The organism is Martinezella lusitana, assembly GCF_010668395.1.
Taxonomy (GTDB): domain Bacteria; phylum Pseudomonadota; class Alphaproteobacteria; order Rhizobiales; family Rhizobiaceae; genus Rhizobium; species Rhizobium lusitanum_A.
In genome coordinates, this window is sequence record NZ_WUEY01000032.1 from 1 (window position 1) to 15,883 (window position 15,883).

Consider the following 15,883-nt stretch of genomic DNA (forward strand, 5'->3'; position numbering starts at 1 on the left):
ATCTGGACCTGCTCGCGCGAGGCGACGCGGCCGTGGAAGGCCCAGCAACTGTCCAGTATCCGATGAATAAGCGCATGATTTTCGTCGGATACCGGCCAGGCGAATTCCCGCCCGACGAGGAAATGCGGCAGGATGGCAGCGTGTCGCCGACTACCCAATCTAACCATCTTGATGTGTAGCCAGCTTAGAAATCCCATTGCATTGCTTTCGAACTGAGGCCGGACCCTTCGGCTCATATCAACGCAACATTTCCCGTTGTCCATCCATGACAACTCCAAACTCGCAGAACATAGATAGTGTTGGAAAATTGCTTGCGTCTTGATTCTTGAAATAGCTGATGGCTACAAAACACCTCCATTGCATGGCGCTTTCGAACCATTCCATCGAGATAAAGCGCTCGGGCTAACATCGCTCACTCCACCGGCGGGATTCGCAGTGGAGTTCAGAGCGCTTTGCTTTAAGGGTCTACATCGGTACCGTAGCTGTTGCGAAGACACAACTTCATGAGAAGTTAGAGGCCGAGTGTGACCACGCTAGCGATACAACATCATTGCTTATCCGCAACTTGATCCATTGGCGAAAACCCTTCGTAGCGCCGTCGCCCGCTGATTGGAGGCCTCGCGGCAAAGTCGGATAGCACTACGGCAGCCCTTAATCCGTCGCTTGCGCGGCTAGTGAACAAGAATTCTTGCGGGTTTGTTGTGCGGAAAAGCGGATCAACTCCGATCGGGGACGAGCGCCATCGCCTTAATATCCGACCAGCAGATCGCGATGGGCGAGCTCCGCCACTCCAATAATTGTCCATGCGCAGGAAGCGCGTGGAAATACTCGTTTCTTCACCGTTCGAAACAAATCCATATGCTCGCTCATGTGCACATGATATAATGGCATTTCGACCAAGTGCAGCCGGCGACAGCCAGCACCGCTGCCAAGTTGTCCCAACCGGCTTCGAACTGCCTTTCGGGATCCTCTATGACATTCAGATCGGCGGTGCGTCCAGCCTGTCCGGCGCAGAACAATACATCCGCTTTTCCCGATATGACAGGCGGATGATGGGAGCAAGCATCCAAAAATCTGGCGTCATCACCGATACATCGATGAAAACGCCATATCCGGATCGGCTGCTGTTAATCATTCGGCATGGTTTTCAATACAGCTTGAGTTCTGCTTTTCACGCCGAGCTTTGAGAATATATTCTTTGTATGGGTTTTCACGGTATTCAGGTTGATATTGAGCCGTCTGGCAATGTCGCCATTCGACAAGCCCCATTTCAGAAGCTCCAGCACATCTTCCTCCCTCTGCGTCAACATGCCCGCTCCCGCATTTCGGACGATGTTGGCGTTATGGACCGTTTGGGCCATACTTGTCGGCAGGGGGTTGAGATAATAGTCGAGAAGATGTTTGAGCTCCGGATGCTCGCTGCCGGCGTCAGAAGGTCCCGCTTTTTCGAGCTGTTCGATAAACCTGCCGATTTGCAGCTCGCTTGATACGCGGCCCTGTTGTCGCGCTGCCTGTGCGACCAGCTTGAGCCCTTCGACCGCAGCCTCCGTCTGGCCGATTTCCGACAGGAACCGCGATTCCACGACTGCAAAAGGGTCCCATATTTGCCACGAGGATGTAGGATAGCGTCGCCGGGCTTCGGGCAACTGCAGCAGGAGCCTTTCCCATTCGCGCCTGCCCTCTGCGGCATTTCCCTGGCGAAAGAGTCGATCCGCCCGTTCCACAGCGAGCTGAAACTCCAAACGGAAATCCTCGCTTTCATAGGCTCGTCGACTTGCGCGGACGAGCAGCGCCGTGGCCTCGTCCGATCGACCGCTCATATCATAGAGCCGGGCGAGCCCGACTGTCGCGATCAGCACTCTTTCACAAAGGCCGGAAACATCCGTGGCTTTTTCCGATGGAATGGCAAGTAGCCACAATCGTTCAGCCTGCGCGAGGTCGCCCTGATTATAAACGATAATGCCGAGCAAGGCCGATGGCAGGGCGACCATGTAGGAATGCTGTTCGAAATTGCGATCGGCGACCTGCAGCGTATCCCGTATGACATGCTCTGCTTCGCCGATCCAGCCGCGGGCGAGATAGGACATGGCGGCGATGCAGCGGGAGTGAATGCCGCCCCAATGGCACGCCATTCCGTCGTAAATGCCGTTTGCACGCCATGTCAGGCGCTCAGCCAATTCCAGATCCCCCTTGTGGAAGGCAAGGTAGCTGTGAATGGAATCGAGATCGACCTGGCCGAAGGCAAGCTGGTCCAGCTCCCTGCCTTCCAGTTGTCTGATATGGTCAAGACCGGCCGCAAGGTCGCCGCCGTAGGCTCCGATCAGCGCACGCATGAGATGAAGCCGGCCTGCGACATCAAGTCCGGTACTCCGGGCAATGTTCGACATTCGGTTGCCGGGATCGGCGGCGGCGGCCTCAATCGTGCGCAGCGTCTGCTCGGCCTGCGGAAACCGCCTCAGATTGATCGATCGCCAAATCTGCAGAAAAAGCAGCAGCGGCCGTTCCTCTCTCGCCTCGCGCGGCAGTTGTTGCATCCACCGAGAAAAGGTTTCGAAGCGGCCGTGACTGAGATAGTCGTAGAGGCAATAGCCTTCGATCAGTTCAGCGGCCCAGTCGGGACGGCGCGCCAGGAAGGCGTGACGCACGGCGTCCATCGGCGATCCGTTCTCGATGAACCATTGGCCGGCCCTGGAATGAAGATCAGAGAGATCGGCGCGCGCCTCGGCATATAGCCTGGCCTGCAGGAATTCCTGAAACAAATGATGGTACTTGTACCAGCGCTGCGTTCCCGGCAGGGCGGCGATGAACAGTTGCGCCTCGTCGAGGAAGGACAGCATCTCGTTTCCGTCGTCGCGGCCCGTGACGGCGTTGCACAAGCTGGCGTTCAGCGTGTCGAGGATCGATGTCTTGCTAAGAAACGTATGAACAGCTTCCGGCAGGCCGAGTATGACCTCTTCCAAGAAATATTCCGCAAAGGCCCGGTGGCTTCCCACGGGAACGGAAATCGCCAGGGCTTCCGGCGTCCTGGTCAGAACCAGGGAAGCCAGACGAAGTCCCGCCGCCCACCCCTCGGTATAGTCGAGCATCTGCCGGCTTTCGTCCGCCGTCAGCGAAACTGACGACGCGAGCTTGAAAAAATTCTCCGTCTCGGCCTCGTTGAAACGCAGGTCCTCGACGGGAACCTCGATCATCTCACCGCTGACGCGCAGTCTTCCGATCGGAATGGACGGGCGATGGCGGCTTGCCAGCACGATCGTCAGCTGGGAAACGCGCGCCGAAAGGATGCGATTGATGGTCTCCCCGCCATCGCCACCTTCGGCGAGATGATAGTCGTCGATGAAAAGCGCGATCGGGCCTGCGGCCGCCCTCTCCGAAAGAATCGTGACGAGCCGCGCGAGCGCATCGGGCTGGTCCAGCGACGGGATCGCAGCGCCGCTAGAGCTGACGGTAATTTCCACGGCACGGATGACCCCATCGGCAAATCCCAGCGGATCCCGATCGTCTTCGCTGGCGGAATACCAGATTGCCAGAACACCGGACTCCCGAAGCGCTTCATGCCATTGGGAAAGAAGCGTGGTCTTGCCCGAACCTGCCGGCGCGTGAACCAAAGCGAGCCGATGTTGCGTCAACATCTGCGACAGCATCGTCAGGCGAGGCCGATTGACGACCCCATGAGATGCGCGCGGAGGCAACAGACGCCGGTTGATCAAACTTGTTTGTTGCGACACCAGAACTCCGCATGAGATGGATAGCGACGACACCATCTGTATCACCCTTTGGTGTGATATGAAGTTATTTTCGTCCTTCACCCTTCAGGATCATGCCAAAAATGTGGGCGAGCCGTAATTTTGGGCAGTTCGATAGTGGGGATGATGAAGTTGCAGCTAGAAGAGTACCGAAAATATGATGCCACCGGGCTTTCCGAACTTGTGACCAAGGGCGAGGTCAAGCCGGATGAACTGCTGGATACGGCGCTCGCCGCGGTCGATGCGACCAACAATAAGTTAAACGCCGTCGTCGCCATATTCGAAGATGAAGCCAGGCGCTTCATTGACCGGGATCTCGGCGAAGGTCCGTTCAAAGGTGTGCCGTTCCTGCTGAAAGACCTCACGGCACACTACGGCGGACAGCCGACCGGCGCGGGATGGCCGCCCCGCGCCGCGATCAAGCCGGGGGAAGACAGCGAGCTCGTGCGGCGTTTTAAGAAGGCCGGTCTGGTGATCTTTGGAAAGACTGCTGTTCCGGAGCTCGCCATGGACTGGACAACGCGCTCCCGCGCCCACGGCGTAACGAACAACCCCTGGGACGTAACGCGGACCGCGGGCACCTCGAGCGGCGGCACGGCGGCGGCAGTCGCCGCGGGAGTCGTGCCGATGGGTCATGGCAACGACGGCGGCGGCTCCATCCGCGTGCCGGCGTCCGTCTGCGCCTGCTTCGGCATGAAGCCGAGCCGCGGGCGCAATCCCGTCGCCCCTTCAGGCAGCACTTGGCAAGGCATGCTCGTCGAACATGCGTTGACCCGCTCTGTCCGCGACAGCGCGATCCTCCTCGATGCGACAGCGGGAACCTATCGCGGCCAGTTCTTCAACAGCCCGGCCGGCGGCAACTTCGCGGCCGAGGTCGGGCGCGATCCCGGCAGGCTGCGCATTGCCGTTTCGACAAGGGCTCCCTACGGCGCGGCGACGCATGCCGATTCCATCGCGGCTGCCGCCGAGACGATCAAGCTTCTGGAAAGCCTCGGCCACATCTGCGAGCCTTTCGACATCGAATTGCCGGAGGACGGTTGGAGCGCCTTTGAAACCTTCATTCTCGCTGAATATGCGACCGATATGCGGCTTGAGGAAGCAGCCTTGGGCCGTAAGCTGACCGCGGACGATTTTCCACCGATGCTGTGGGAGATGATCGAGGCTGGTAACCAGATTACCGCAGTCGACGTCAATGTCGCCGCGACCCGCCTGCATGCGGTCGCAGCCGCAGTCACCGCCACTTTCGATCGCTATGATGTGTTCTTGTCGCCGACGCTGGCACAGCCGCCGTTGCGTCACGAGGCTTTTCCGGATTCGACCTCGATGCGGCTCCATTATGAATTCTACCTTTCGTGGATGCCCTACACACATATCTTCAACGTCAACGGCTCGCCAGCCATGTCCGTGCCGCTAGTATGGAATAACGAAGGGTTGCCGATCGGCGTCCAATTCGCGGCTGCGCCGGCCGCCGAAGGCCTGCTTTTCCGCCTGGCGTCGCAGCTGGAGACCGCCAGACCCTGGAGCGACAAGAGACCGCCGATCTCCATTGCCTAACATGCAAGTCAAACGAAAAGGGGAACAGATTGCCATGAAATACATTTCCTCCCGGAAACGCCTATGGGCATTGGCTGCGACAATAGCGCTGACCATGACGGCCGGCGGATTGGCCGCGCAAGCGACGGATCTTACGGTCGCCCGCTCGGTCGATGCCGATAGCCTCGACCCGCAGAAGGCGAGCACAACCCAATCCCTTCAGGTCACCAACCTGATCTTTGATACGCTTCTGACGATGGACAAGGATGGCTCGGTCCATCCGGGGCTTACCAGCGATTGGTCGATGTCGCAGGACGGCAAGATGTATTCGTTCACGATCCGCGACGGCATCAAATGCCATGACGGCACAACGTTCGATGCCGCAGCCGCAAAGGCAAGCCTCGACCGGGCGCTCGATCCGGCAACCGTCAATCCAAACCTATCCGCCTGGGGGCCGATCACGGGCAGCAGTGTCGACGGCAAGGTCCTCAAGGTGCAATTGTCCGAACCCTATGGTCCCTTTGCTTCGTTCCTCACCAGCATTCAGGCTGCCTTCATCTGCCCCTCTTCCGTCAAAGGCGGCGATTTCAAGCCGATCGGCACCGGGCCGTTCAAGCTCGTGAGCTGGATCCGAAACGACAGCATCCAGCTTGAGGCCAATCCGGACTATAAGAATTTCAATCCGCTGATTGAGAATCCCGGAAAGCCGCATATCGACAAGCTGACGCTCAAGGTTATTCCGGAAGATGTTGCGCGAATGGCGGCCCTGCGCTCCGGAGAGACCGACATGGTCGAGCCGTCCCTGGAAGAAGCCACCGATCTGAAGAGCGATAGCAATTTCAAGGTCTACGCGGCCCAGTTGTCCGGCCAGCAAATGCTGGCTGCATTCACCTGGAAGATCAAGCCGCTGGACAACCCCGATATCCGCAAAGCGATCGGTATGGCCATGAACCGCGACGCCTATGCTTCCATCGCGTTCGAAGGGCTAGTGAACACCGCCAATTGCCCGGTGGCACCAAACCTCTTCTCCACGAATGAGGCTCTTTGCGCGACCTGGGGCGTAAAATACGATCCCGATGCCGCCAAGGCGATAATGGCGAAATATGGCTACACGCCCGAAAATCCTCTGAAGGTGAAGCTCCTGGTGCACAAGCTGCCCGGCTGGGATCAGATGCATCAAATCATGCAGCAGGATCTTGCAGCGATTGGTGTGCGGGCGGACATCGAAACGCGCGAAGTGGCGGCCGACTTCGATTATATGAAGGGTTACAACGATCATACGGACGGCGAGCCAGCCGTCTGGACTATGGGCATGTCCGGCGTCGATCCCGATTACCTCTACTTCCTGTGGAAGCGCCCTGGTTTCGTGAACATGGGCCTCAACAGCGACGTCGACGCCATGCTCGAGCAGCAGCGGCAGCTCTCCGGCGATGCGCGCGCGGCCAAGATTCACGATATCGAAAAATATCTCATGGAAAACGCCTACGCCATTCCGCTACTGTCGCCAGGCTGGGGTTGGCTCATGGCTTCCACCTCGAAGGTGGAGGGCTTCAAAATGGGCTTTATGGTCTCGCTTCTGTTCAATGACGTCACCCTCAAACAATGATTTGACCGTGCTGCTCCGCCTTCGGGCGAGGCAGCACCACGTTCGAGCCGGGTAGCGATGCTTCTTCTGATTACAAAAAAAGTGCTTCTTGCATTTTCGACCGTCATTGCAGTCATCGTGCTGTCAGGAATTCTGATCCATGTGGTGCCAGGAGATCCCGTGACCGCGATGATGGCGCAATCGGTGACGGCGACGCCGGAAGTGATGGCGCAGATGCGGGCGCGGCTCGGTCTGGACCTTCCCGTCTGGCACCAGGTCGCACTTTATCTCTGGCATGTCCTGCAAGGCGATCTCGGCACTACTATCAGGGGTAACGAACCGGTCGCCACCCTCCTCCTCCAGCGCCTACCCAACACTTTCGCGCTCGCCGTTGCGGGACTTGCTATCGCATTGGCGATCGGCATACCGCTCGGCTTTCTTGCTGCGATCAATCGGGGCAAGCTGGCGGATACTGCGGTGATGGTCGTCGCCGTGCTCGGCGTCTCCATTCCGGGCTTCTGGCTGGGGCTGATCATGATCGAGCTATTCTCCCTCAAGCTCGGATGGCTACCCGTTGCAGGCACGGACTGGCGGAACATCATTCTTCCTGCCCTGACGCTCGGGCTGACCTATTGTGCTCTCGTGGCGCGTATGACCCGTTCCGCATTGGTCGAGGTGCTGGCGGAAGACTATATCCGCACCGCCCGCGCCAGAGGATTGCGTGAGCACCAGGTTCTTCTCGTTCATGCGCTCAAGCCCGCACTCATCAGCATCGTTACGGTCGTCGGTCTGGTCTTTGCCTACCTGCTGGGCGGTCAGGTCATCGTGGAGAACGTCTTCTCCTGGAACGGCATCGGCCGCCTCGCAGTACAAGCCATGCTGGAAAGGGACTATCCGATGATCCAAGGCTTCATCGTCGTTTTCGCAACGTCCGTCGTAATCGTCTCGATGCTCATCGACATTCTTTACGGCTTCCTCGACCCCCGCATGAGGCAAAGATGAGCGACGCACCACAATCGGCCGTCTTGCGGCGGCGGCTTCCGTTCAGCGTCGTTCTCGGTGTGGGGCTTGCGCTCGCGATCGTCGCGGTCTCGCTTTTGGCTCCCTACCTCTCACCCTTCGACCCTATGCGCATGGCGGCCGGCCCAAGACTGTCGTCGCCATCGGCGGCGCATCTCTTCGGCACAGACGAATTCGGGCGCGACCTTTTCAGCCGGGTTCTGCTCGGCGGCCGGCTGTCGCTCGGCATCGGGTTGACGGCTGTCGTCAGCGGCATCGTCTTCGGCGGTCTGATCGGCCTCGTCGCCGCCTTTGGAAGCCGTCTGGCAGAAACGATCCTGCTGAGATTGATCGACGTGATGTATTCGTTTCCCGATACGCTGATCGCCCTGGCACTCGTCGCCTTCCTGGGACCCGGAATAGGAAACGCCACGTTGGCGATCGCAATTAGCCTCGTCCCCTTCTATGCCAGGGTTGCATATGGGCTGGCGGCCGCCGAAAGAGCCAAACCCTATATCGAGGCAGCCCGGCTTGCCGGAATACGATCGGGAAGGCTGGTGCGGGTGCATGTCATGCCGAATATCAGCCAGGGCCTCATCGTCATGGCGACGCTCGGGTTTTCATCCGCCATCCTATCGGCGGCCGGTCTATCGTTCCTCGGCCTCGGTGTCCAGCCGCCTTCGCCGGAATGGGGCGCGATCCTCGCCTCTGGCCGAAACTACATAACCAAGGCGCCCTGGATACTAATCTTCCCCGGCCTTGCGATCTGCTTGACGGTTCTCTCCTTCAACCTGATCGGCGACAGTCTCCGCGACCTTGTCGATCCGCGTCGAAAGGATCAGCCATGAGCGAGCCCTATTTGAGCGTTCGTGACCTGACCGTCTCCTTCCAGACCAGCAGCGGCGTCTTTACCGCCGTAGAAAATATCAGCTTCGATCTCGAAAAGGGAGAAATCCTGGCGCTCGTCGGTGAATCCGGCAGCGGCAAGAGCATGACGTCGCTGTCGATCCTACGGCTGTTGCCGGAGGCGGCCAGGATGACCGGAACGATCCGAATCGACGGTCAGGATATTTCGGCCCTGCCACGCAGGGCCATGGAAGATGTCCGCGGCGCGAAGATCGGAATGATCTTTCAAGAGCCGATGACGTCTCTCAATCCAGTGTTGACGATCGCGCGCCAGATGACCGAAGGCCTTCTACGGCACAAGGGCATGAAGCGGCACACAGCATTCGAGACGGCGCGCACCTGCCTGGAGGATGTGGGCATTTCGGAATCCGGCCGCGTGCTCGCGCAATATCCGCACCAGCTTTCGGGAGGCATGCGGCAGCGTGTCATGATTGCCGCCGCCCTGGCGCTTCGTCCGGGTGTGCTGATCGCCGACGAGCCGACGACCGCACTCGACGTGACCGTTCAGGCGCAGGTGCTGGATCTCTTGGTGGACCTCAAATCGCGCTACGGTTCGGGCATCCTGCTGATTACGCACGACATCGGCGTCGTGGCCGAAACGGCCGATCGCGTCGCCGTTATGCGCGGCGGGCGCATACTTGAAACCGGGACGGCGGAAACCGTGCTCGGTTCACCGCGGCACGATTACACAAAGGCGCTGCTGTCTTCGCATCTTACCGTCGAGAAGGCGATGCGCGAGCGCTATAACCGGATCAAGGCAATCGCGACATGAACTCAGTACCAATCCTGAAGCTAGACGGCATAAGCAAATCCTTCCTGTCGAACGGACGCACGATCCATGCGCTCAACGGCGTGACGCTGGAACTCGCGCGGGGCGAGACGTTGGGCATCATCGGCGAAAGCGGCTCGGGGAAATCGACGCTTGGCCGCGTCGCCGTCGGTCTGGAGACACCGACGCAAGGCAAACTCCACATCGAAGGGGATCCCCTCGACGATCTGCCGGCAGCGCTACGCCGCGAAAAGCTGCGGCAATGCCAGATGATCTTCCAGGACCCCTATTCGTCACTCAATCCTCAGCTGAGGATCGCCCGTCAGATCGGGGAAGGTCTCTATGCGCGTGGCCTGTTGGACTGGCGCGACATCAACGAAAGGGTGGCGGATCTCCTGGAACGGGTAGGCCTGAAGCGGGAGCACGCCGAGCGATATCCACACGAATTCTCCGGCGGCCAGCGCCAGCGCATCGCCATCGCCCGCGCCGTGGCGCCCGAGCCCGCGATCGTCGTCGCCGACGAGCCAGTTTCGGCGCTGGATGTCAGCATCCAGGCCCAAATACTCGACCTGCTCATCGACCTGAAGAAAGGTGGCACACTATCTTATCTCTTTATCTCACACGACATGGCTGTGGTGGCCCGCCTGTGCGACCGCATCGCAGTGATGTATCGCGGGCGTATCGTGGAAAGTGGCCCCACCGCGGCGATCATTGAAAATGCGCAACATCCGTATACCCGGAATCTGCTTGACGCAGTGCCCCGCATCGGTCGACGCCGCACCGGCCGGAAACCAGCCCTTGTCCAACTGCCGGATCATGGCAGACAGGATTTTCTTGTCACGGTATCGCCGGGACACTCCGTTCTTCAGGCAGCCGAGTCTGGGAACAACGTGAACCTGCCCGGCGCGAATGCGCTGCCCTGACCGTATTGACCGGAAAATAAACGATATGAACCCGGGATCCATTCCCTCGAATACCGTCGAGAAGGCCGTTGCATGGCGCCGGTATCTCCATGCCATTCCGGAGTTTCCATATCAACAGACAAATCAGACGACGCCTGGCATGTGATTTGGGTCCAGCGTCCTCGATACTTTTCTCCTTCATTGGCGCCGCTTATGTCCACAGCCGCGGAGAGCAGCTTGGTATCTGCTGCTTTTGATCGAGCGATGACACGCGGGTTTGCTCGCCGTCGGGCAAAGGACTAGCTGGCCATAGGTATTCATCTGGCTGGCCGGATGAGTGCTAAATTCGCTGACCGCCTATTCGAAACGACTGGCGGCGCCGGCACTCCGTTAAGCGTTGCGCTGACCGTCATGCCTTCTCATTCCACGGACGCCCGTTCTTGATTTGGAAATGGTCATCCCGGTGTCTGTGTGCGTAGTCTCTGTTTGGGAAGCATCGGCTTGGAGACCAAAACGGTCGTAACGGACGCCTTCGGGCATCTGTGTTTGGGAGGAACGAAATGTATATTTTGATCGCGCCGCTGCGCGGCGGCAAACGCCTTTTGCTATCCGCGGCAGTTGCTACCGCACTTTTCTCCGCACCATCGGCTTATTCCGCCGCTGCCCCTCAGGTCGACAGCGGTCAGGAGATACTCGTTGGCACCTCGGCGCCGGGCCTCGCGAAATTCATGGGGATCCGCTACGCGCAGGCGCCGACCGGCGATCTGAGATGGAAGCCGCCTGTGCCGGCCATAGTAGCGAGCGGTACGGTGGACGCAACCAAGCCCGGGGCCGGATGCCCTCAAGGCAAGAGCCCTTGGGGTACGCCCTCCTCGAATGAAGATTGCCTTTTCCTCAATGTTACCGTCCCCACGGACGGAAAGGGCATGAAGTTCTGGCAGCGGAAGCCAGTCATGGTGTTCTTTCATGGCGGCGGCTTTACCGGTGGCTCCGGCGATGTCTATGACGCAGATGCCCTGGCAAAGGAAAACGATGTCATCGTCGTTACCGTCAACTATCGCCTGGGTGCTCTCGGCTTTTTGGCCCATCCGGCCCTCGATGCGGAAGATCACGTCGTTGCAAACTACGGACTGCTCGACCAGCAGCAATCGTTGCGTTGGGTTCGCGACAACATCGCTGCCTTCGGCGGCAATCCAAACAACGTGACGATCTTCGGGGAATCGGCGGGCGCGATCGGTATCTATACGCATATCGTATCGCCGATGGCGGCCGGTCTGTTCCAAAAGGCTATCATCGAAAGCGGCGCACCGGCCGACGAGGCATTGCAGGCCGCGGAAGATCAAGGCAAGACCTTAGCGCAAAAAGTGGGTTGCCCGGCAGATGCCAGCCCGACAGCCGCCGCCTGCCTGCGAAAAGCCCCTGTCGATGCTCTTGTTTCGGCAGAGGCAACGCCGATCGCCACGATCATAGATGGAAAGTTGCTGACGGGACCAATCACCGACGCGCTGAAGGCAGGCGAATACAATCGCGTGCCTGTCATCAACGGTACCAATCATGACGAGGGCAACCTGATCGCCGGCTTCATGTTCGATCTTTCCGGGGCTCCCTTGGCCGCTAAGGAGTACAACAAGGCGCTCCAGAGCATCGGATCGTTCATCCCCCGCGTCGGCTTCACCGACGCGGCTATTCCAGCGATCGCAAAGACCTACGACCCGGAGAAATACAAGGTTCCCGGTCTTGCCGCAGCCCAGGTCATCACCGATGGCGTCATCGCCTGCCCAGCTTATGAGATCAACAGGATCATGGCGAAGTATTCGCCTACCTTCGAATATGAGATGGCAGATACGGATGCGCGTTCGATCGTTGCCCCACCGATCAGCTTCCCCTATCGCGCCGGCCATTTCAGCGAGCTGCAATATCTCTTTAATCTCAGCAGCATTACGCTCAAAGGCACGCCTGAGATGACCGATGCCCAGAAGGCGCTCGGCAAACAGATGCGTGCCTATTGGGCAAATTTTGCCCGCACCGGCAATCCAAGCGGCAAAGGTGCCCCCGCCTGGCCACGATTTGAAGAGGCCAAGGCCGGTCCTGTGCAATCGCTCAATAAGCCTCAGTCCCGCAGCGTGACCAACTTTGCCACACAGCATCAATGCGACTTCTGGGCGTCTGTCGAGCGGAAATAAGATCAATGAGCGGCGACGACTGTTCCGGGTCGCCGCCGCAGCCAGCGGATTTAGATCAAGTGCAGTTTAGATGGGCGAGAAACGCGGCAGCTGCGGGGGTCAGCGCATCGATGCTGCGAACGCAGATCATGAGCCGCCGCTCCGCCCAACGTTCATTCAGTTTCAGAACCTTTACATTCAACGATTCAGCATAGCTGGTTGCAACGCTGTCCGGCACGACCGCGATCCCGAGCCCCGCGGCAACCATGCGACTGATCGCGTCGAAACCGGAGGTTCTGGTGCTCATCCGCAGGGACACGCCGAGATCGGTCGACGCTCGCGTCAGTGCGGTATCGATAGAACTGCCCTTCGGCGCTCCGATATAGTCATACTCCACGGTATCGGCGAAGCTAACACACTCCTTTGCGGCAAGAGGATGATCGAGGGGTACGAGCAGCGCGAGCCGGTCTGCGCGATAGATAAGCGACGTCAGGTCGGCGGGAACGATGACGTCGCCATAAATTCCGATATCGGCGGCATTGTCGGCGATGGCGCGCAACGTATCCGGCGTTGTGCTCTCATCAAGCTCAACACGAACCTCCGGATAAAGAACAAGAAAGCTTTTGAGATCCTCCGGCAGATAGCGAGCCATGGCGGTGGCATTGGCCTGAACGCGGATGGTACCCCGCACGCCGGCGGAAAAATCCTGCAGTTCGGCTTCGAGATCGGCAACATTGCGCATGACGAGCCGCGCATGATGCAGAAGCGCCGAACCGGCGGCTGTCAGAAACATGCCATTCGGCTTGCGCTCGAACAGCTTGATATCGAAATTCAGCTCAAGATCGGCCAAACGCTTGCTGATGGCCGAAGCCGCGAGATGCTCCCGTTCTGCAGCCTTGGCGAGACTCGTCTCCTCCGCCACGGCAATGAAAAGACTGAGTGTAATCAAGTCGACACGTGTCAAATGGTCCTCCCCAGAGCGCCACGCGTTCCTCCGAACGCCTAGCGATCGCTCGAATGTCGTTTAAACTGAAGCATCCCGATTTCAGACGATGCTATCGGCAATCAAGGATGTTCAAGCGCTGTTCGCTGCGCTTTTGTGTGAACTATAGTCAATACAAGACCTTACGTTCGAACGATAGTCTTATCGCGAGACCTTCGCCAACCGCGCACGCCGGTTCACGAATTGGCAATGGCGTCCGCATCGCTGTCACGCCATGATACAAACTGACTGAAGAAAAGGCTGAGATCGGCACCAGAGGAACGGCCGCTTGGACAGACATAGGAATGGGAGGAATTCAGATGCATATCAATCGCCGTCATTTCATGGGCGGAGCGGCTGCGGCCGTCGCCGCCGCGACCATATCGTCCAGCGCTATGGGAGCACAATTTCGCTATAAGCTTGGCCATAGCACGCCGGCCGACCATCCTTTCAGCAAGCGCCTAGTCGAGGCGTCAGCCGAGATTCTCGAAAAGACCAGCGGACGCCTGAACATTCAGGTTTTCCCGAACAGCCAGCTCGGCGGCGACAACGATTTGTTGTCGCAGGTCCGAAGCGGCGCGGTTGAGTTCTTCCCCGCTGCCGGCCTGATCCTTGCATCCGTTCTGCCAGTGACCGCAATCGACGGGATGGGCTTCGCCTTCCCGAACTACGATAAGGTCTGGGAAGCGATGGACGGCGATCTCGGTTCCTATGTCCGCGATCAGATCACCGTCAATACCAATCTCGTACCGATGAATAAGATGTGGGATCTTGGCTACCGGCAAATCACCAACAGCGCACGCGCGATCAACACGGCCGACGATCTTACCGGTCTGAAGCTCAGGGTGCCGGGCGCTCCACCGCTCGTCTCGTTGTTCCAGGGGCTTGGTGTTGCGCCCGTCAGCATGCAGTTCGGTGAAATTTACACCGCGCTCCAGACTAAGGTTGTCGACGGTCAGGAGAATCCGTTGTCCCAGATCGATACCGGCAAGTTCTACGAAGTACAGAAATATATGTCTCTAACCAATCATGTCTGGGACGGCTTCTGGATCATCGCCAATGGCGCAGCGTGGAAACGCCTGCCGGAAGATATTCAGAACATCGCCAACACGGTCTTCAGTGAAAAAGCCGTCTTGCAGCGAGCCGATCTTGTTACGCTCAACCAGTCACTCATCGACCAGCTGAAGGGCAAGGGACTGGCGATCAACACGACGGAAACAGACTCTTTCCGCGCCAAGCTGAAACAGGCCGGCTTTTATGCCAATTGGCGCAAGCAGATCGGAGACGAGGCGTGGACCCGTCTCGAACACTATACCGGTCCGCTCGGCTGACCATAATGTGAAGCAGCCTCAAGGTCGACGCTGATTTGGAGATCGAATTGACAAGTGTTTTGGAAAGCCGGCCGGCCGGCCACCGTCGTCGCGTCAAGACCGCTGACGGCATCGAACTCGAAGTCAGGGAATGGGGCGATCCGAACGGCCCCGAACTGCTGCTGGTCACCGGCGTTGCCCAGAGCTACCTGTCCTTCGTCAAGCAGTATTCGGCGCCGGAGATGCAGAAGTTCCGTATCATCTCCTTCGATCCGCGCGGTCATGGCCTCTCAGATAAGCCTTTCGGCGACCAATGGTACCAGGATGGAAAGCGCTGGTCCGGCGAGGTACAATCAGTCATGGATGCGATGGAGCTGCACAAGCCCATCCTCGCCGGCTGGTCGCTCGGTGGCCGCATCGTTCGGCAATATCTCGTCGACTATGGTGATACGCAATTGAGTGGTGTCGGCTTCCTGTCCTGCCGCCCGGTGGAGGTGCCCGAGGTCATCGGCCCCGGCAACGCTGTCGTCCAGAAACTCGATATCGACGATCTCGGCAGCCGGATCGATATTACCTCGGCTTTCTTGCGTAACTGCTTCGGCCTTCAACCGGATGCTGACGAATTCGCCTTCGCCCTCGGCTACAACATGGTTTGCCCGTTCGAGATCCGTCAGCAGATCGGAAAATGGTGGACCGAGCCGGCGATTTCCGAGGCCGCCCTGCGGCGCGTCACTGTTCCCACCCTCATCGTCCATGGCCGTGATGATATTCTGGTCCTCCCCGATGCTGCAGTCATCACCGCCAGACTTATCCCGCATGCGACGCTGAGCCTCTATGACGGATGCGGACATTCAGTCTTCTTCGAAGCAGCCGAGAGGTTCAATGCCGAACTCAGGGATTTCGTCAAAGACTGTTCCGACCCCGCAGCCGCCCTCGCCACCGCGAAGCGACGGACGATGGCGGCGGCAAGCTAATCAGGGAGGGAAGTC

At 58.9% G+C, this 15,883-nt stretch carries 12 protein-coding genes and 1 pseudogene; 10 read left to right on the forward strand and 3 right to left on the reverse strand.

Annotation, left to right across the window (positions count from 1 at the left end; translation table 11 throughout):
• Nucleotides 1–137: pseudogene (locus GR212_RS37400) on the reverse strand (sugar phosphate isomerase/epimerase); the annotation flags it as partial.
• 681 nt (nucleotides 138–818) lie between these two features.
• On the opposite strand from GR212_RS37400, the gene GR212_RS33615 reads away from it, so the two are divergent.
• Nucleotides 819–1,187, forward strand: a complete 369-nt coding sequence (locus GR212_RS33615; protein WP_163993815.1) for a hypothetical protein — start codon at nucleotides 819–821, stop codon at nucleotides 1,185–1,187.
• On the opposite strand, the gene GR212_RS33620 is transcribed toward GR212_RS33615, so the two are convergent.
• Entirely contained in the window at nucleotides 1,128–3,632 is a 2,505-nt protein-coding gene (locus tag GR212_RS33620) for a LuxR C-terminal-related transcriptional regulator (protein WP_163993817.1), read from the reverse strand. The genes GR212_RS33615 and GR212_RS33620 overlap by 60 nt on opposite strands.
• A 240-nt stretch (nucleotides 3,633–3,872) precedes the next feature.
• Here GR212_RS33620 and GR212_RS33625 point away from each other — a divergent pair, with 240 nt between their 5' ends.
• The 7 genes from GR212_RS33625 to GR212_RS33655 all read left to right on the forward strand — a co-directional run bounded on the left by GR212_RS33625 (nucleotide 3,873) and on the right by GR212_RS33655 (nucleotide 12,623).
• Complete coding sequence (locus GR212_RS33625) at nucleotides 3,873–5,300, forward strand: amidase (protein ID WP_246726181.1); 1,428 nt, start codon at nucleotides 3,873–3,875, stop codon at nucleotides 5,298–5,300.
• A gap of 34 nt (nucleotides 5,301–5,334) precedes the next feature.
• Nucleotides 5,335–6,885: an ABC transporter substrate-binding protein gene (locus tag GR212_RS33630; protein ID WP_163993821.1), complete on the forward strand. Its 1,551-nt coding sequence runs from the start codon at nucleotides 5,335–5,337 to the stop codon at nucleotides 6,883–6,885.
• Between the two features lie 57 nt (nucleotides 6,886–6,942).
• Entirely contained in the window at nucleotides 6,943–7,866 is a 924-nt protein-coding gene (locus GR212_RS33635; protein WP_163993823.1) for an ABC transporter permease, read from the forward strand.
• On the forward strand, nucleotides 7,863–8,711 hold the full coding sequence (locus GR212_RS33640; RefSeq protein WP_163993825.1) for an ABC transporter permease: 849 nt from the start codon (nucleotides 7,863–7,865) through the stop codon (nucleotides 8,709–8,711). The genes GR212_RS33635 and GR212_RS33640 overlap by 4 nt, the downstream gene beginning before the upstream one ends.
• The gene (locus GR212_RS33645) at nucleotides 8,708–9,541 is read left to right on the forward strand and encodes an ABC transporter ATP-binding protein (RefSeq protein WP_163993828.1); all 834 of its coding nucleotides are present in this window, start codon (nucleotides 8,708–8,710) and stop codon (nucleotides 9,539–9,541) included. Before GR212_RS33640 ends, GR212_RS33645 begins: the two co-directional genes overlap by 4 nt.
• Nucleotides 9,538–10,461, forward strand: a complete 924-nt coding sequence (locus GR212_RS33650; RefSeq protein ID WP_163993830.1) for an ATP-binding cassette domain-containing protein — start codon at nucleotides 9,538–9,540, stop codon at nucleotides 10,459–10,461. The genes GR212_RS33645 and GR212_RS33650 overlap by 4 nt, the downstream gene beginning before the upstream one ends.
• A 539-nt stretch (nucleotides 10,462–11,000) precedes the next feature.
• Nucleotides 11,001–12,623, forward strand: coding sequence for a carboxylesterase/lipase family protein (locus tag GR212_RS33655; protein WP_163993832.1), 1,623 nt, complete (start codon nucleotides 11,001–11,003; stop codon nucleotides 12,621–12,623).
• 55 nt (nucleotides 12,624–12,678) lie between these two features.
• Here the strand turns inward: GR212_RS33655 and GR212_RS33660 are convergent, their stop codons facing one another.
• Nucleotides 12,679–13,566: a LysR substrate-binding domain-containing protein gene (locus GR212_RS33660; RefSeq protein ID WP_163993834.1), complete on the reverse strand. Its 888-nt coding sequence runs from the start codon at nucleotides 13,564–13,566 to the stop codon at nucleotides 12,679–12,681.
• Between the two features lie 338 nt (nucleotides 13,567–13,904).
• Here GR212_RS33660 and GR212_RS33665 point away from each other — a divergent pair, with 338 nt between their 5' ends.
• Both GR212_RS33665 and GR212_RS33670 read left to right on the forward strand, forming a co-directional pair.
• Nucleotides 13,905–14,915, forward strand: coding sequence for a TRAP transporter substrate-binding protein (locus GR212_RS33665; protein ID WP_163993836.1), 1,011 nt, complete (start codon nucleotides 13,905–13,907; stop codon nucleotides 14,913–14,915).
• Nucleotides 14,916–14,962: 47 nt separating this feature from the next.
• Nucleotides 14,963–15,868, forward strand: coding sequence for an alpha/beta fold hydrolase (locus GR212_RS33670; RefSeq protein WP_163993837.1), 906 nt, complete (start codon nucleotides 14,963–14,965; stop codon nucleotides 15,866–15,868).
• The last annotated feature ends 15 nt before the right edge of the window (nucleotides 15,869–15,883 follow it).